Origin of the sequence: Dyella sp. AtDHG13, from assembly GCF_003201105.1 — a bacterium.
GTDB lineage: Bacteria > Pseudomonadota > Gammaproteobacteria > Xanthomonadales > Rhodanobacteraceae > Dyella > Dyella jiangningensis_B.
Genome location: NZ_QICJ01000011.1, coordinates 48115 through 65079 on the forward strand (window position 1 = coordinate 48115; position 16965 = coordinate 65079).

General features: G+C 67.6%; 13 protein-coding genes. 11 read left to right on the forward strand and 2 right to left on the reverse strand.

Features of this window, described 5'->3' with window-relative positions; genetic code table 11:
- A complete protein-coding gene (locus tag BDW41_RS23895) occupies nt 1-5691 on the reverse strand; it encodes an ESPR-type extended signal peptide-containing protein (RefSeq protein ID WP_074550269.1) in 5691 nt (1896 codons plus the stop codon).
- A 266-nt stretch (nt 5692-5957) separates the two neighbouring features.
- Entirely contained in the window at nt 5958-6929 is a 972-nt protein-coding gene (locus tag BDW41_RS17375) for a helix-turn-helix domain-containing protein (protein ID WP_074550267.1), read from the reverse strand.
- A gap of 616 nt (nt 6930-7545) precedes the next feature.
- On the opposite strand from BDW41_RS17375, the gene BDW41_RS17380 reads away from it, so the two are divergent.
- From BDW41_RS17380 to BDW41_RS17430, 11 genes are all read left to right on the forward strand, one after another.
- Nucleotides 7546-7731, forward strand: a complete 186-nt coding sequence (locus tag BDW41_RS17380; RefSeq protein ID WP_074550265.1) for a Flp family type IVb pilin — start codon at nt 7546-7548, stop codon at nt 7729-7731.
- Between the two features lie 72 nt (nt 7732-7803).
- Nucleotides 7804-8343, forward strand: a complete 540-nt coding sequence (locus BDW41_RS17385; protein WP_074550263.1) for a prepilin peptidase — start codon at nt 7804-7806, stop codon at nt 8341-8343.
- The gene (locus BDW41_RS17390) at nt 8340-8840 is read left to right on the forward strand and encodes a TadE family protein (RefSeq protein WP_074550261.1); all 501 of its coding nucleotides are present in this window, start codon (nt 8340-8342) and stop codon (nt 8838-8840) included. The genes BDW41_RS17385 and BDW41_RS17390 overlap by 4 nt, the downstream gene beginning before the upstream one ends.
- A gap of 29 nt (nt 8841-8869) precedes the next feature.
- Nucleotides 8870-9862, forward strand: a complete 993-nt coding sequence (cpaB, locus tag BDW41_RS17395) for a Flp pilus assembly protein CpaB (RefSeq protein ID WP_074550259.1) — start codon at nt 8870-8872, stop codon at nt 9860-9862.
- Entirely contained in the window at nt 9859-11163 is a 1305-nt protein-coding gene (locus tag BDW41_RS17400; RefSeq protein ID WP_074550257.1) for a type II and III secretion system protein family protein, read from the forward strand. The genes cpaB and BDW41_RS17400 overlap by 4 nt, the downstream gene beginning before the upstream one ends.
- 10 nt (nt 11164-11173) lie before the next feature.
- Nucleotides 11174-12448 (forward strand): hypothetical protein, encoded by a 1275-nt coding sequence (locus tag BDW41_RS17405; protein ID WP_074550255.1) that lies wholly within the window; start codon nt 11174-11176, stop codon nt 12446-12448.
- Nucleotides 12433-13797: a CpaF family protein gene (locus tag BDW41_RS17410; protein ID WP_110301645.1), complete on the forward strand. Its 1365-nt coding sequence runs from the start codon at nt 12433-12435 to the stop codon at nt 13795-13797. The genes BDW41_RS17405 and BDW41_RS17410 overlap by 16 nt, the downstream gene beginning before the upstream one ends.
- Nucleotides 13794-14723, forward strand: a complete 930-nt coding sequence (locus tag BDW41_RS17415) for a type II secretion system F family protein (protein WP_074550253.1) — start codon at nt 13794-13796, stop codon at nt 14721-14723. The genes BDW41_RS17410 and BDW41_RS17415 overlap by 4 nt, the downstream gene beginning before the upstream one ends.
- A gap of 36 nt (nt 14724-14759) precedes the next feature.
- Complete coding sequence (locus tag BDW41_RS17420) at nt 14760-15710, forward strand: type II secretion system F family protein (RefSeq protein ID WP_110301646.1); 951 nt, start codon at nt 14760-14762, stop codon at nt 15708-15710.
- Between the two features lie 2 nt (nt 15711-15712).
- Nucleotides 15713-16546: a hypothetical protein gene (locus tag BDW41_RS17425; protein ID WP_074550251.1), complete on the forward strand. Its 834-nt coding sequence runs from the start codon at nt 15713-15715 to the stop codon at nt 16544-16546.
- Complete coding sequence (locus tag BDW41_RS17430; protein WP_233496919.1) at nt 16543-16962, forward strand: DUF3613 domain-containing protein; 420 nt, start codon at nt 16543-16545, stop codon at nt 16960-16962. Before BDW41_RS17425 ends, BDW41_RS17430 begins: the two co-directional genes overlap by 4 nt.
- Nucleotides 16963-16965: the final 3 nt, after the last annotated feature.

The window sequence follows — 16965 nt, forward strand, 5'->3', positions numbered from 1 at the left end:
TTACCACTGCATGCCCGCGCCGACCGAGAAGCCCGCGTCGCCGCGCGTGTCCACGCTGCCGGTGAGCTTGTAGACCCAGCGCCCGCCCTGCGAGATGGTGGACACGCCGATGGCCAGGCTCGATTCGCCGCGGAACGTGCCCGCCGACGCGGCCGCCATGCTGCGTCCCGGTTCGTAGGCCTGCGGCAGGCCAGCCATCGCCATGCCCGCGGCAACACCTGCGTTCGCGCGATTGCTCACGTTCTGGATCTGGCCGTTGAGCTGGTTGAAGCGCGCATCGGTGTAGTTCTGCGCCCAGTTCTGCGCCTGCTGGATACCGGCGTTGAGTTGGCCCACGTTGGCCGCATCGGTGGTGGCGCTGCCCGCTGCCACGTTGTGGATGGCCGTGCCGCCCGCGGTGCCGTTGCCCAGCGTGACGCTGCTGTAGTTGGTGGAACCGTCGGTGTTGGTGTCGTAGCGCACGGTGCCCTGGGTGGAGCTGTTGATGCTCGCCTGCATCTGGCCCAGGTTGACCGCATCCGTCGCGGCGGAACCGGCGGCGACGTTGGTGATCTGGCGCTCGTTGCCGGCGCTGCCCACCGACACGGTGTTCGCACGATCCGCCACCGAACCCGAACCCAGCGCGACCGCGTTGTCCGCCGTGGCGCTGGCGCCGCTGCCCACCGCCACCGCATTCGCGCCGCTCGCCGAGGCCGTGGGGCCGGCCGCGATGGCATTGGTGCCCGTGGCGCTGGAGTCGGCCAGCGTGGAGTTGACGTTGTAGTACTTGACGTTGGTGATGTTGGTGGGACCGCCGGGTTTGATGTTCTGGATCGCGTTGTACAGGCTGGTGTTGCTGTAGACGTTGGTGGTGTCCTGCGTCCAGTGCCACATCTGCGCACCGTTGATGGCCTGCGTGCTGCTCGAGCTGATGGCGCCCTGGTGCAGGTTGGCGAGCGTGGTGCCGTTGGTGGCGCCGCCATCGGTGCTGGCGGTGCCGGCCAGGGTGACGGTGGCGTGCGTGGCGTCGTCGTACTGCACGGCGTTGCCCGCGACGAACGACACCGCCTGCAGCTGCGCCAGGTTCACCGCATCCGTCGCAGCGGAACCGGCGGCGACGTTGGTGATCTGGCGTTCCTGGCCCGGCGCGCCGATGGACACTTCGCCCGCGGAGTTCTGCGGCGTGCTCAGGCCATAGGCGCTGTAGCCGGTCTGCGCGCCGCGCGTGGCGGTGGAGGCGTAGCCCAGGGCCACGCTGTTGGCGACCGTGGCCGTAGCCTGTGCGCCGATGATGGTCTGCGCATTCGCCGTGCCGGTGGCGCTGTCGCCGATCACCACGGAGTGGCCCAGGCGCGCCGCGTAATCGGCGGTGGGCACGCCGCTTGGATTGTTCGGATCGTTGGCGCCATTGCCCGGGAAGGCGCTGGCCGCGGTCTGCGCCGGCAGGTTGTGGCTGGCGTTGGTGCCGATCACCACTTCCTTCGAACCGTTGGCGGTGGCGCCGTCACCCATCAGCACCTGATAGTCCTGCGCGGCATTCACCGCCCAGCACGAGGTGTTCACCACGCCGAGCACGTTGGCGCAGGTGGAGGCCCACGCAGGCGCGCTATTGGGCAGCACCAGGCCGAGCAGGCCGCCCGGGGCGCCGTTGTTGACGTTGGTGATGTAGCTGTCCGACTTCACCGCGCCGATCAGCGTCAGGTGCGAATTGCTGCCCGTGCCGCCGAGCGTGGCGCCGCCCACCGTGGTGAGCACCGTGCCCACCGGCGTGGCGTTGACCAACGGAATGCCGGCCACGCTGGTCACCGAGTAGCCCTGCGTGAAGTTGGCCGCATTCACCTGCAGGCCACCGTTGGTGACGTAGCCATTGGTGTTGTTGAACAGCGCGTTGGTGGACGTGCCCAGCAGCTGGCCGGCCGTGCCGACCACGCCGCCGTTGCCGACGATGAGTCCCGTCGGCGTGGCCGACGGCGCGGGCACCACGGGCACGCCGCCGGCGGAACTGCCGCCGCCGGTGCCACCCGTGCCCGATGCCGCGGGCGTAATGCCCAGCAGCGACGCCACACTGGGCAGCGCCTGGTTAACGAGGCCGGAAGCACCGGGAATCGCGCCGATCAGATTCTGTCCCGACGACTGGCCGTTGCCCGTCGCGCCCACCTGCACGCCCGGCACGCTGTTCACCGTATCGGCCACCGTGTTGGTCAGGTTGCCGAGCAGCGACGTGGCCGTGCCGTTCTGGCCGAGCACGTTCGCCAGGCCCGTGCCGTTGGGCTGCGCAAGCACCGCGCCCACGGTGGAGGTGACGTCGCCCACCGTCTTGTTCACGTCGGGCACGACCTTGCCGAGCGAGGAACCGTTCGAGCCCAGCACACCACCCAGGCCTGTGCCGGACGTGACGGGATTGAGCACGCTGCCGACCGTCGAGGTAAGCCCGGACACCAGCCCGCCCAGATCGCCCGTGCCCGTGCCGCCCGTTCCAGGATTCAGCACATTGCCGACGGTCGACGTCACACCCGACACGACACCACCCAAGCCGTTGCCGGAGCCGAGCACACCGCCCAGGCCGCTGCCCGAACCCACGCCACCGAGCACACCGTTGACGGTGGACACCACGGGATTCACCACACCGGTCACTGTGCCGGCGAGCGGCGTACCGGCGGTGACGCCGCCGACCACGCCCGTCACCGTATTCGTCACGCCTTTCACCGTGGCTGGCAGGTTGGACACGAGGCCACCGACATTGCCGAGGCCTCCGCTGCCGCCGGCTCCGGGATTCAGCACATTGCCGACGGTCGAGGTCACACCCGACACGACGCCACCCAGACCATTACCCGAACCGAGCACGCCGCCAAGGCCGCTGCCCGAACCCACGCCGCCGAGCACACCGTTGACGGTGGACACGACGGGATTCACCACACCGGTCACTGTGCCGGCGAGCGGCGTACCGGCGGTGACGCCGCCGACCACGCCCGTCACGGTGTTCGTCACGCTTTTCACCGTGGCAGGCAGGTTGGACACGAGGCCACCGACATTGCCGAGGCCGCCGGTGCCACCCGTCACCGGATTCAGCACCTGACTGACGGTTGAGGTAAGCCCGGAGACCACGCCGCCGAGATTGCCTGCCCCGGTGCCGCCCGCGCCGGAATTCAGCACGTTGCCGACGGTCGATGTCACACCGGACACCACACCGCCCAGGCCATTCCCCGCACCCAGCACGCCACCCAGTCCGCCAAGGCCGCTGCCCGAGCCCACGCCCGCCACACCGGACAGGACGCCATTGACCGTCGAAGTGACGCCGGACACCACGCCGCCGAGACCATTGCCGCCACCGAGCACACCACCAAGGCCGCTACCGGAGCCCGTCGCCGTGCCGGCGAGCGTGGTCGCCACGTTATGCAGCGTCGATTCCACCGGAGGCAGCACGCCATTCGTCACACCGGCGAGCGGTGTGCCAGCGGTGACGCCGCCGACGATACCGTTCACTGCTCCGTTCACGCCGTCTACCGTGGCAGGCAGCGTGGAAATCAAGCCGCTTGTACCGAGGACGCCGCCTAGGCCGCTACCGGAACCCGTCGCCGTGCCGGCGAGCGTGGTCGCTACGTTATGCAGCGTCGACTCCACTGGCGGCAGCACGCTATTCGTCACGCCAGCGAGCGGCGTGCCGGCGGTGACGCCGCCAACGATGCCGTTCACTGCGCCGTTCACGCCGTCCACCGTAGCGGGCAGCGTGGAAACGAGACCGCCCGCGCCGAGCACGCCGCCGAGCCCGCTACCGGAACCCGTCGCGGTGCCAGCCAACGCCGTCGCTACGTTATGCAGCGTCGATTCCACCGGAGGTAGAACGTTGTTCGTCACGCTAGCGAGCGGCGTGCCGGCGGTGACACCACCGACGATGCCGTTCACCGCACCATTTACGCCATTGACGGTAGCCGGCAGCGTGGAAACGAGGCCACCTGCACCGAGCACACCACCGAGTCCGCTACCCGAACCCGTCGCCGTGCCAGCAAGCGTGGTCGCCACGTTATGCAGCGTCGACTCCACCGGCGGCAGCACGTTGTTCGTCACACCGGCGAGCGGCGTACCAGCAGTGACGCCGCCGACGATGCCATTCACTGCACCGTTCACGCCATTCACCGTAGCCGGCAGCGTGGAGACGAGACCGCCCGCGCCGAGCACGCCGCCGAGCCCGCTACCGGAACCCGTCGCGGTGCCAGCCAACGCCGTCGCTACGTTGTGCAACGTCGACTCCACTGGCGGCAGCACGTTGTTCGTCACGCCCGCGAGCGGCGTGCCGGCGGTGACACCACCGACGATGCCGTTCACTGCGCCGTTCACGCCATTCACCGTAGCCGGCAGCGTGGAAATGAGACCGCCTGTACCGAGCACGCCGCCAAGGCCGCTACCCGATCCTGTTGCCGTGCCGGCGAGTGCAGTTGCCACGTTGTGCAGCGTTGACTCCACCGGCGGCAGCACGTTGTTCGTCACAGCGGCGAGCGGCGTACCAGCAGTGACGCCGCCGACGATGCCATTCACTGCACCGTTCACGCCACTCACCGTGGCAGGCAGCGTGGAAATCAAACCGCCTGTACCGAGCACGCCGCCGAGCCCACTACCGGAACCGGTCGCCGTGCCAGCAAGCGTGGTCGCCACGTTATGCAGCGTCGATTCCACCGGCGGCAGCACGCTGTTCGTCACGCCAGCGAGCGGCGTGCCGGCGGTGACGCCGCCGACGATGCCGTTCACCGCACCACTCACGCCATTGACGGTGGCCGGAAGGCCGCTCACGACGCCACCGATGTTGCCAACACCCAGGCCGCCGACCACCGGCTGCACCACGGAGCCGAGCGACGAAACCAGTTGCCCGCCGGCATGCAGGTCGACGTTGGCGTTGACCAGCGGCGTGCTCGACACGCCCGGCACGGCCAAGCCGACATGCGCATGCGCGTCGACCAGGTCGCCGTTGCTGGCCAGCACGACGGCGCGCGCACCTACCGCGGCGTCGACCGGCGACACGGCAGCGCCGGTATTGGCCACGGGAATGGCCGGCGTACCGAGATGAACCAGTCCATCGGCGCCGAGCGCGCCAGGCGCGTTGTTGTTCACCAGCGTGCTGGCGACGTTCGCATGCGTGGCGAGCACGACGGAGCGGTTGCGGTCCGCGACATCGTTCGCGCCCGGCAATACGGCGGATACCACGCCCTGCCCGAGCACGTCGGCCTTCGCGCCACCGGCGGTTGCGCCGACGCGCGAAGCGAGGTCGCTGGGAATGGCGACGCCCGAACCCATCTGCTGGCTGGTCGGCACGATCGGAATGCGGATGCCAGCGCGCGCATGCGCCACGTTGCCGTGCCGGATCACCGGCGTGGACGACGCCGTCGCCGCGCTGCCGGACGGCAGCGCCACCGCGACGCGGTTGAGCACCGGCTGCGCGCTGACGCTCGCGGACACCGGCGCCACAGCTTGCGGCGCGGGGCTGTCGTACTTGGACGCCAGGCCCATGAGGTCGTTGAGCTTGGCGTCGTCGGCGCTTTGTGCGTGCGATGCCGGGTGATAGGCCAGCGCGCAGAGCGCCAGGCCTCCCAGCAGCAGAATGCGCGCCGAGGGCAGGAAGCCCACCTGGCGGGAGATGCGATGACGCTGCACGGAGAGTTCCGAGGCCGGCACCCAGGCACGGCGCGACTCGGACCACACGAGACGATAGATACGGTTCATTGACGAGTCCCCTTTTGGCCGGCGCGGGTCACGTCGTGTGTCCGCGCATACAGGTCCATGCGAGCTGTGCCGGCGCGCGTCATGCGCAACCGGCAACGCTGGGGTTCATTACAACGATCGCATCGCGTCTCTGATGTCCCAATCCGGCAACGGCATAAGCCAATCCGGCAAGGCCTTGGGCAAAACCGGCAGCACCCTGCACAAATCCGGCAGGTCGTGGGAACGGCGTGAAGAATGCGGCGGCGACGCCACCGACCAAAGGATACTCAGGCGGCCTCGAACGGCGGCGCGCGCATCAGCGTGTCGCGCGGGAGCTCGCCGAACACGCGGCGATAGTGGTCGGCAAAGCGCGAGAGATCCCACAGGCCGCAACTGAGCGCGACCGATTTCACCGAGCGGCGGCTGGCGTCGGACAAGGTGAGGTTCTTGCACGCCGTGCACAGGCGCAGCATGGACAGGTAGCGGTTGGGCGACACGCCCAGCAGGTCGTCGAAGGCGTAGCGCAACGCGCGTTCGCTGACGCCGGCGGCGTTGCACAGCTCGGTGATATAGATGTCCCGGCGCAGGTTGCGGCGCATGAATTCCTCGGCGCGCTGCACGGCGAGGTAGTGCGTGCGCCGCCCGCGCGAGCAGGCGGGCCGGTCTTCCGGCTTTACCGACAGCGCCGCGATCAGGTGCGTTTCGATCAGCGCGTCCACTTCGGCATCCGATGCGGGGCCCTGATGGGATGCATGCAGCACGCGCTCGCGCACGGCGTCGAACTTCGCGCGCAAGGCGCGCGCCCGTTCGTCATCGGAAAGGTTGAACAGCGAAATGGCGCGAACCGGCACGTCGGGCTGGTGTGGGCTGAGCTCCACGTACTTGTCCACCAGCCGCTGCTGCGGCACCAGCACGCCGGTGACGCGGCTGCCCATGCTGAGCACGAACTCGCTGATGCCTTCGGGAAACACGGTGAAGGCCATGCCCGACGCCAGCGGCGTGCCGTGGCACCAGCTGTCCTGCGAGGTGAGATGCAGGAAGCCGAACAGGCACCAGCCGGGGGGCAGCGCGAAGCGGCCACGGAAGGCGAAGTTCACCTCGCCACTGAAACAGATGGCGCGCTCGGAGGCCAACGAATCGACGAGCGCCTTCGGGCCTTGCTTGCCGAGCAGTACCAGCTCGAGCTCGCAGACCTTGAGGATGCCGCACAGCGTGACGAGATCGGGCGACTCCGGTCCGATGTCGTTCTCGACAGCCATTGATTGCCCCCCTGAGGCATCCAAGCCGATACGTCCTTATTAATCGAATACCCGATTTTTCATGGTGATGAGGTGAATTAAAGAATTCGCGCACCTGACCCCATGCACATTTTCGGCAAGAAACGATTTGGCTGAATTGCCACCCATCATTTTGTGATTTACATCACATAATCGATTTTCATATCTGCCGTTTTTGTGCAAGCAGTCACGCAGGACCGCACAAGACTGTGGATGTACCTCACTCCGCCCAGGACGGCCGGAACGTACAAGCACGGGGGATTTCATGAATGTCGCGGCACGCGAAGTGATCATTTGCGTCAGTTTATTGCCTTTAATGGACGTGAATATCTCTTCACATAATTCACGACTTCTCACGGCCCATTCCGCTTTATCGATCTAAATAATCGATTTCGGGCGGTGGGGCGGCTGTTTTTCGCCGTCTCCATCGGCCATTCGGATTATTAGACCGATCAAAGGCACAGGGCATGCATTGTCGACCGTAGTCCGAATGGACTAGTCGCGGGCCGCTCAGTGAGGGCGACGTTGCAGTCGATAACCCAAGGCGGGTCGTTCAAACACCGACAGTGAGAGCGAAGGCTCTTCGAGGAGGCAACCCATGAACACCATGATTCGCAAGTTCCTGGCTGAGGAAGACGGCATCACGGCGATTGAGTACGGGATTCTGGCGGCGCTTGTTGCCGCCGCGGTCGTGGCCGTGTTTGGCGGAACCGGCGGCATCAAGTCGATCTACTCCTCCGTTATCACCGCACTCAGCGACGCCGTGAAATCCGCGACGACCTGAGCCAGCGAGATCGAGAACGCGACACCTGGTACCGGGGTGGCTATGGATAGCCATACATCATTCGGGGGCGTCATGACCGCGTTGCTTCCAACGCTTGCCGTCATACTCAGCGCGTTCGTCGCGCTGAGCGACCTGTATGCCCGCCGCGTGCCCAACACGTGGCTGGCAGCGGCCCTGCTGGCGGCGATCGCCGCCCCAGGGTTGCAGTGGGTCGTGGGCGCCTCGCCGGTTTGGCCGTCCGTTCCCGGCCTTGCTATTGGCCTCATCACCATGCTGCCCTTCTACGCCATCCGCTGGATGGGCGCGGGGGATGTGAAATTCTTCGCCACGCTGGGCTTACTGCTCGGTGCGCGCGCACTGCTGCCCATCTGGGCCATCGCCTGCCTGCTGACGGGCGTGCATGCCTTTGTCGTGCTGGTGCTGCGTACGCCGCGTTTCGCCTATGCGCCGGGCCTGGTGACGGCCCGGCAACATCTTTATGCGATGCCGCTCTGGCGTCGCGCCATGGAGGCACGCCAGGGCCGCATGGGCCAGCCGCATGCGACCTACCTCGGCATCGCCACCTTGCTGGTCGTGCTGCATCCGGAGCTGATGCACTGGGGGCAGGCGTGAAAGCCCGGCAGCTTCGCTCGCGTCCTTCGCGCCAGCGCGGCGTGGCGGCCATCGAGTTCGCGCTGGTGTTCCTGTTCGGCATCTTGCCGCTGCTGTTGATCTCGCTTACCGGCGTCATGATCTTTGCCGCCCAGCAGTCGCTGTCGCTGGCCTCCGCCGAAGGTGCGCGGGCCGCGCTTCAGTACGGCACGCCCGCGCAGCGACAGGTCAATGCCTGCAACGCCGCGCAGCGCTCCATGGCCTGGCTGCTGAAGTTCGCCAATGAAAGCGCCAATTGCACGACGCCCACGGCACCGGGCAGCACCTATGCGCCCATCGCCGTCTCCGCCGCCGCGACCTGCCCCACCAATGCATCCGCCCAATGCATCACCGTGGTGGCGTCGTTCGACTACAACAACCACCCCTTCATTCCAGGCACCAAGGCGCTGTACGGCTGGGTGCTGGGCACCAACCTCAGCAGCACGGCCACCGTGCAGCTGGATCTCTCGGGCAGCTGACGAGCCACCGCGCAACGGAGACGTTTCAGATGCACAACGTGTCACGCATCGCCGCCATCCTGCTGGTCGTCCTTGCGACGGTGCTGGCCCTGGCCGCCTTCTCGCTCGGCAAGCGCCGGCAGGAAGCACCGCCGGCCGCGCCACCGGTGGCGGCCGCACCCGCCGCGCCCGTGGCGCCGGCCAAGACTGCGCATGTCGTCGTCGCCGCACAGATGCTGCTGGGCGGCGAAGTGATCAGCGCCACGTCGCTGCGTGAAGTGGCGGTGTCGAGCGCGCCCGAAGGCAGCTACGAGCAGCCCGAGCTGCTGGTGGGCGAAGTGCCGCGCGTGAACATTCCCGAGGGCACCGTGATCACCGCCTCGCTGCTCTCCAACCCCATCGCCATGCAGCTTCGCCCGGGCGAGCGCGCGCTGGCGGTGCCGGTGGATGAAATCAGCGGCGTGGGCTATCGCGTGCAGCCCGGCGACTACGTGGACGTGGTGCTGACGCTGAAGATCGCCGACCCGTCGGCCAACGGTATGACCATCGGCAAGGAGCACTCCGAAAGCCGCCTGCTCGCCTCGCGCCTGCGCGTGCTGGCCTACGGCGTGCGCGACCTGCCGCGCCTGGGCGTGGCGGCGCCGGCATCCACCAAGACCGAAACGACCGAACCGCCACCGAAGATGGCCGTGCTGGCCGTGCCGCTGGACGATATCGACCCGCTGGTGCTCGGCGCGCAGAGCGGCAAGCTCTCGCTTGCGCTGCGCCACCCTGGCGACGACGGCATGCCGAGCAACCTGTTGTTCCCGCTGCCGTCCACGGTGCTGGCGCCACGCGGCGACCTCACCGGCGAACAGCGCGGCTGGCTGGCCTCGCCGGAAAACCGTGCCTATGCGGGCGTGGATGAGCCGGGACTGGTCGGACGCTCGAAGATGGCGGCACCGCGCCCCGCATCGCGCGCGGCGTCGCCGGCCGGGCTGGAGATCATCCGCGGCTCGTCCTCCGCGGCGTCCTCGCATACCTCGCTGGCGGTGAATCCATGAGCTGGCGCCTCGGGATCACCCTGCTGTGCGCCGCGCTGCCCTGGGCCGCAAGCCAGGCAGCCAGCGTCAATGACGCGGCCATCGCGTTGCAGGTGCACGAGCAGCGGCCGTGGCATCTGCCCGGCGACATCGAGCGCGTGGCGATTGCCGACCCGTCGGTCACCGACATCGTCATGCTCAAGGGCCAGCGCGACGCGCTGCTGGTCGGCAAGAAGCCGGGCGAAACCACCTTGCTGCTGTGGCGGCGCGGCGATGCCTCGCCGCAACGCCTGGCCGTGCAGGTGCGCAGCGCCGGGCAGGCCGCCCTGCAGAACGACAGCGGCCTGCAGATTGCCGTGCAGGACAACGAAGCGGTGCTGCATGGGCAGGCCGACAGCATGCTCGAACACGAGCGCGGCGTGGCCGCGGCAACGAACGCGGTGGGCGAGAAGGGTTCGGTAATCGACGCCTCCAGCGTTTCCAGCGGCGGCGTGGTGCAGGTGGAAGTGAAGGTGGTCGAGTTCGACAAGACCGTGATGAGCCAGATCGGCATCAACTTCAACGCCACCAACAACGGCTTCAGCTACGGCTTCACCTCGCCGCTGACCAGCAGCACGACGACCACCGGCGGCGCGATCTCTTCCGCCTTCAACCTGGTCATGGGCCACAAGAGCGCCAACGGCCTGCATGCGTGGAACGCCAACCTCGACCTGCTGCAGAGCGACGGCATGGCGCGCGTGCTGGCCGAACCCACGCTGGTGGCGCTGTCGGGCCAGAGCGCGAGTTTCCTCTCCGGCGGCGAACTGCCCATTCCCGAACCGCAGGGCCTGGGCACCACCACCATCGTGTACAAGCCCTTCGGCATCGGCCTCACGGTGACGCCGACGGTGCTCGCGCCGGATCGCATCGCGCTCAAGGTGGCGCCGGAAGCGAGCGACCTCGACTACACCAACGCCGTGGTGTTCAACGGTGTCTCCGTGCCGGCCATCAGCACGCGGCGCGCCGACACCACGGTGGAGCTGGGCGACGGCGAAACCTTCGTCATCGGCGGGCTGGTCAGCCAGAACATTTCCAGCCAGGTGGACAAGATTCCGCTGCTGGGCGACATCCCGATCCTCGGATCGTTCTTCCGCGATCTCAAGTACAGCCACCAGGACAAGGAACTGGTGTTGATTGTGACGCCGCACCTCGTGCGTCCGATCGCCAGGGATACCAAGCTTGCACTGCCCGGCGAGCGCGAACAGCGAAACAACCTGCCGGTGTGGGGCTCGTGGCTGCTCAACCCCGCAGGTTCCGACCAATTGCCTGGCTTTTCGCGCTGAGGACATGGCCATGCCCGCGAACACGCATCCCACCGTGGTCACCCTCGCCAAACCCACGCTGGAGCCGACGCTGCTGCTGTATTCGCCCGACGAGAACAACGCGCAGCGTTTTTCCGCGCGCCTGCGCAACCTGGTGACCTTGTCGTGGTGCGACAGCAACCAGTTCTCCGCCAGCCGCCGCGTGCTCGACCAGCACCAGCCGCGCCTGGTGCTGCTGGATTTCTCCAAGGGCCATACCGACGCCTCCGCGGAAATCGCCCGCCAGCTGATGGCGCTCGATCCGGGGCTGGCCCTGCTGGGCATCGGCGCGGCCGCATCGGATCGCGGCACCGGCGTGCGCTGCGCGATGCGCGCGGGCCTGAAGGATTTCATCGACATCGACGCGGGCGACGAGGAAATCCTCGAGCAGCTGAAAACCGCGCTCGATGAGCTGAAGTCGGCGGCATCGGGCCAACCGGCACGCGCCACCCGGCGCGGCCAGCTCGTGCTGGTGTGCGGCGTGCGGCCGGGTCTGGGCAGCAGCACGCTCTCGGCCCATCTCGGCTCGCTCGCTGCCTCGGCCAAATCGCAGGCCGACTCCAACAACGTGATGCTGCTGGACCTGGGTCACTCCAGCGGCGACGTGGGTTTGTACCTGGGCACCGGCGGCGATTTCCATCTGGACGACGCGCTGCGCAATGCCAGCCGCATCGACGCCACGCTGGTGCGCACCGCCGTGCCGCGCCACGGCAGCGGCGCCGCCGTGCTGGGCCAGCCGCGCGAGCGCAGCATCAGTCTGGCCGGCGCGGAGGTGGCGCCGCTGATGGAGCGCCTGCTCTCCATGTTCGACCTGGTGCTGTGCGACCTCGACAGCCGCGCGCTCGACGATGTCGCCCATTCGCTGCTCAAGCTTGCCGACGAGATCTGGCTGGTCACCGACCAGTCGATCGGCTCGATGGTGGCGCTCGATGCGTGCCTGCGCCAGCTGGAGCGGGCGCAGGCGCGCGACCTGCGCGTGTCGCTGGTGGTGAACCGCTACGACGAGGCCTGCGGCATCACCGCCGCGCGCATGTCCGAGCGTTTCAGCCTGCCGCTGCTGGCCACCTTGCCGGAGCGCTCGCGCCCGCTGCGCGCCGCCGCCAACCGTGGCTCCCTGTTGCACGAGACCTTGCCGAACGATGCGTACATCCGCGCGCTCTCGCCCCTGCTGGCCCGCTTCCGCCTGCGCGTGAAGCGCGAGCAGGGCCGGGGCGCCCTGGGAGCGTTGCTCAACCGAGTGGGGAGCACCCTATGGAAACGCCGCTGAATTCGTCCAGCGCGCTGCTGGCGGCCGCGCTGCGTCGCGCGGACGTGTCGGCGCGACTGGATGGGCCGGACCTTCCGTTCGAACAGACCCAACAGTTCCAGGACGTGCTCTCCGCCGCGCACGAGTTCCTGCTCAACCGCATCGAAGACCAGCGCATCGACATCGCTTCCTGGTCGCGCAGCACCGTCACCAAGTACGTGGAGACGGAAACGGCGAGCTTCGTGCAGGAGTGGCGCATTCCGGTCAACGAGACGGAAATGCAACAGGTCTCCGGTGCGCTGGTGAAGGAACTCACCGGCTTCGGCCCGCTGGACGACCTGTTGCTGGATGCGGAGGTCGAGGACATCCTGATCAACGGACACGATGACGTGTACGTATCGCGCGGCGGCATCCTCCGTCGCGAGAACATCCGCTTCAGCGACAACCATCACCTGCTGCGCATCGTGCGCCGCATCCTGGCGCCACTGGGGCGCCGCCTGGACGACTCCAACCCCATGGTGGACGCGCGCCTGCCCAACGGCGGCCGCCTCAACGCCATCATCGAGCCGCTGTCGGTCACGGGGCCATGCGTCTCCATCCGCAAGTTCCGCAAGGATCCGTTCACGCCGGACGAGCTGCAGGAGAAGGGCACCTTCGACCGCGCCATCCGCACGCTGCTCGAAGCCATGGTGCTGGGCCGCTGCAACATCATCGTGTCCGGCGGCACCAGCTCGGGCAAGACCTCGCTGCTCAACGCGCTGGCCAGCTTCATTCCGCACCAGGAGCGCGTGATCACCATCGAGGACACGGCGGAGCTCTCGCTCAACCATCCGCACGTGGTGCGCCTGGAGAGCCGCCTCGGCAGCTTCGATGGCGAGGGCTCGGTCAGCATCCGCGACCTGGTGCGCAACAGCCTGCGCATGCGTCCCGACCGCATCGTGGTGGGCGAGGTGCGCGGCACCGAAGTGCTGGAAATGCTGCAGGCCATGAACACGGGCCATGACGGCTCCATGTCCACCATCCACGCCAACTCGCCGCGCGACGCGCTGTACCGCCTGGAAATGCTGGCTGGCTTCGCCGGCTTCCAGGGCAGCGAGAACAGCCTGCGCCGGCAGATCGCCAGCGCGGTGGATTTCATTGTGCAGATCGCGCGCCTCAGCAACGGGCGCCGCGTGATTTCTTCCATCACCGAAGTCACCGGCGTGGGCGACAACATCATCACCACGCAGGACATGTACCGGCACGACCCGTTCGTCGATCGCGACGGCAAGGACGTCGACCGCTGGATGAGCCTGGGCCTGCAGCCGCACACCACCAAGCTGGAACCGTTCCGGCAGATGCTGCGCGAATCGAGCGGACCCTTCGCATGATCCAGGCACTCGCCCTTGCCGCCCTCGCCCTGCTGCTACTCGCCGGCGCCATCGAGCTGTGGTGGGGCAGCGCGCTGCGCCTGCAGCACAGGAAGAGCATGGAGAACATCGAGCAGCGCCTCGTTGCCCATGCGCCGGCCGAGCGGCGAACCATGCCGCCGCGCTTGCCTGGCCAGCGCAAGCGCGCGCTGCTTCAGCGGGCGGATGGCCTGCTGATGCGCGCCGACCTGCCGGCGAACCGCGCCATCTATGCCGTCATCGCCGGTGGCGGCGTGCTGCTCGCGCTGGTGGCGTGGTGGCGCATCGGCAGCGCACTGGCCATGCCGCTGGTGCTGGGCCTGTATGGCGCGCTGGTGTGGCTGTGGCTGCGCCGCCGCATCGAGAAGCAACAGCAGAAGCTGCTGGCGCAGCTGCCGGATTTCCTCGACGGCATGATCCGCATGACCAGCGTGGGCAACAGCCTGCCGATGGCTTTCCAGAGCACCACCAAATCCGTGGCCATGCCGCTGCGCCGCGTGCTGGATCGCACCTTGTCGTCCATGCATGCCGGCGCCGACCTGGATCAGGCGCTGGCCATGGCCTCGCGCCCATATCACCTCGAAGAGCTGTCGCTGCTGCATGCCGTGTTTGGCATCGGCATGCGCGTGGGTGGCCGGGCCGATCACATCCTGCAGCGCATGAGCGACTTCATGCGCGACCACGCGCATGCACGCGCGGAGTTGAAGGCGATCACGTCGGAAACGCGCATGTCCGCCTGGGTGCTGGCCCTGCTGCCGGTGGCCGTGTCGGTGTTCATGACGATGGTCGATCCGGCGTTCTTCAAGCCAATGTTCCACGAACCGCTGGGGCACCGGTTTTTGCTCATCGCGCTGGCCTTGGAAGTGAGCGGAGGCTTGTTGCTCTATCGATTGGCCAAGTCGCTCTAGCCGCACAGCGACGGATTCGTTCACAGGGGGTATGCCGTGGAAACCGGTTGGATCATGGTGATGGCCATCGTGGCCCTGGTGGCAGGCCTTGCCCTGCTAGCCAACGAAGCGGTGCGCCACGTTCGCCAGCGTCGGCTGGAAAGCCGCCTGATCGACCGCGCCCTGCTCGTGCCGCCCGCGGGCGGCGCGCAGGAAGCCGAGGAAGGCGAGCCCCACGGCTGGAAGGTGGTGATGCAATGGCTGGCGCTGCTGGGCAAGCGTTTCGAGAGCAGCCGGATCGGCCAGGCGCTGATTACCCCGGAAGACCGGCTGCTGCTGGGGCAGATCAACCGCAACACCGGTGAAGGGCGCGCGATGTTCCTCGGCCTTCGCCTTGCATTGGCCATGGCCGTGCCGCTGCCCGCCATCCTCTGGTTTGCGCCGGACGGCGCCACTGCTGTGGTGGTCTTTATCGGCGCGGCGGCCTTTGGACTCATCGCACCCAAGCTGGTGCTCAGCATGTGGGCCAAGCGGCTGCGCAAGCGCGCCGATGACGAACTGCCGCTGCTCATCGACCTGCTGCGCCTGCTGCAAGGCGTGGGTTTCAGCGTGGACCAGAGCCTGCAGATGGTGGCCGACCGCTTTCAGGAAGCGATGCCGCTGCTGAGCCGCGAAGTGGGCGACGCCAACGCGCTGTACCTGCGCGGCCGCTCGCGTATGCAGTCGCTGCACCGCCTGTGCGAGTTCGACAACGACGGACTGAAGAGCCTGGTGCAGATTCTGGTGCAGGTGCACGAACACGGCGGCGCCGTGCAGGAGCCGCTGCGCCAGTTCGGCGACCGCCTGCGCGAGCAACGCAAACTGCGCATGCGGGAACAGAGCGGCAAGCTCTCCGTGAAGATGACCGTGGTGATGATGATCACGCTGATACCGGCCTTGATGGTGGTGCTGGCCGGGCCGGCCGTCATCTCGCTGGTCGCGAGCATGGCGACATTCAAGGGACATTGAGCATGAATCTCCACACTCCTTTCCAACGCCTGATGTTTGCCGCCACGGCCTGCGTGCTGCTCGCCGCCTGCGGCAAGACGCTGGGTGGCTATCCCAACCATGCACCGACCGCGTCACTGGTCGCGCCGAGCACCGGCGCGCGCGACGACAAGACGGTGTACATGGACCTGATCCGCCAGATGCAGCAGCAAGGCGCGTACTACGCCTCGCTCGCGCATATCGATGCCTACCGGCAGCGCTACGGCGCCACGCCCGAACTGCGACGCCGCCAGGCGGATGCGTTGCGCGCCACGGGGCAACTGGATGCGGCGCGCACCATCTACCGCAGCCTGCTCAGCGGCGAACAGGCAGCCGCGGCATGGCACGGACTCGGGTTGGTCGAGGCGCAATCGGGTAATGCCGTGGCCGCTGACGAAGCGCTGCTGAAGGCGACCGAACTGGAGCCGGTGAATGCGGCGTATCTCAGCGACCTCGGCTACGCACGGCTGTGCGACGGACAGACCGCGACCGCAAAAGACCCGCTGGCGATGGCCGCCGAGCTCGATCCCACCAATGCCAAGGTGATCGCCAATCTCGCGCTGTGGGCCATGCTGACCGGCGACACCACGCGCGCGGACGCCATCATGCAGCGCGGCCAGCTGCCGGCCGACAGCCAGAACGATGTGCGCCGACTCGCCGTGCAGCTGGCTTCGCGCAAGCCGCGCACGGCGGCGGCGAGCCCTGTCCCTTCGACGCCTGCTAAGCGCACGAACAGCGCACCCGCACCGACGGACGTACCCGCCAGCATGCTGCAACGCTTCACTACCGACGCCACCGCTTACGAGGCACGGCCATGATGCTTTCGCACCGCCGTTACCGGTTCGCACTCGCCGCCTTGATCGCGTGCGCGGCGCCCTTGGGTGCCCATGCACAACAGACGCCGATCACCGGGCAGATGGGAGCACCGGCATCGCCACCGGCAGCTACGCAGCCTTCCGCCGAAACACCAGCAGCCGCTGCGCAGCCGGCGCCGAACGCCGACGCCGCGCCTGCGGACACCGAAGTGGGCGACGTCACCAGGCAATTGCTGGTCATGCAGAGGCAAGGCACGCATGCCGGCAAGGCATTGCCCATACCCGGCCAGGAGGCGTCGGCCAGCTATCTGCGCTACTTGAAGAGCTTCGAGCATCCGATCCCCGAGTTCTACGAGGGGGCGGTATCGAAGAATATCGGCGCAGGCGGCAATACCTCCGGCACGTCCGGCTCGCCATGATGC

What these genes read in the sequence shown, in the direction of transcription:
- BDW41_RS17410 (WP_110301645.1), top strand. Translation starts at nt 12,433, where the DNA reads ATGGAAACGCCGCTGAATTCGTCCAGCGCGCTGCTGGCGGCCGCGCTG.
- BDW41_RS17405 (WP_074550255.1), top strand. Translation starts at nt 11,174, where the DNA reads ATGCCCGCGAACACGCATCCCACCGTGGTCACCCTCGCCAAACCCACG.
- BDW41_RS17380 (WP_074550265.1), top strand. Translation starts at nt 7,546, where the DNA reads ATGAACACCATGATTCGCAAGTTCCTGGCTGAGGAAGACGGCATCACG.
- BDW41_RS17385 (WP_074550263.1), top strand. Translation starts at nt 7,804, where the DNA reads ATGACCGCGTTGCTTCCAACGCTTGCCGTCATACTCAGCGCGTTCGTC.
- cpaB (WP_074550259.1), top strand. Translation starts at nt 8,870, where the DNA reads ATGCACAACGTGTCACGCATCGCCGCCATCCTGCTGGTCGTCCTTGCG.
- BDW41_RS17375 (WP_074550267.1), bottom strand. Translation starts at nt 6,929, where the DNA reads ATGGCTGTCGAGAACGACATCGGACCGGAGTCGCCCGATCTCGTCACG.
- BDW41_RS17400 (WP_074550257.1), top strand. Translation starts at nt 9,859, where the DNA reads ATGAGCTGGCGCCTCGGGATCACCCTGCTGTGCGCCGCGCTGCCCTGG.
- BDW41_RS17430 (WP_233496919.1), top strand. Translation starts at nt 16,543, where the DNA reads ATGATGCTTTCGCACCGCCGTTACCGGTTCGCACTCGCCGCCTTGATC.
- BDW41_RS17415 (WP_074550253.1), top strand. Translation starts at nt 13,794, where the DNA reads ATGATCCAGGCACTCGCCCTTGCCGCCCTCGCCCTGCTGCTACTCGCC.
- BDW41_RS23895 (WP_074550269.1), bottom strand. Translation starts at nt 5,691, where the DNA reads ATGAACCGTATCTATCGTCTCGTGTGGTCCGAGTCGCGCCGTGCCTGG.
- BDW41_RS17425 (WP_074550251.1), top strand. Translation starts at nt 15,713, where the DNA reads ATGAATCTCCACACTCCTTTCCAACGCCTGATGTTTGCCGCCACGGCC.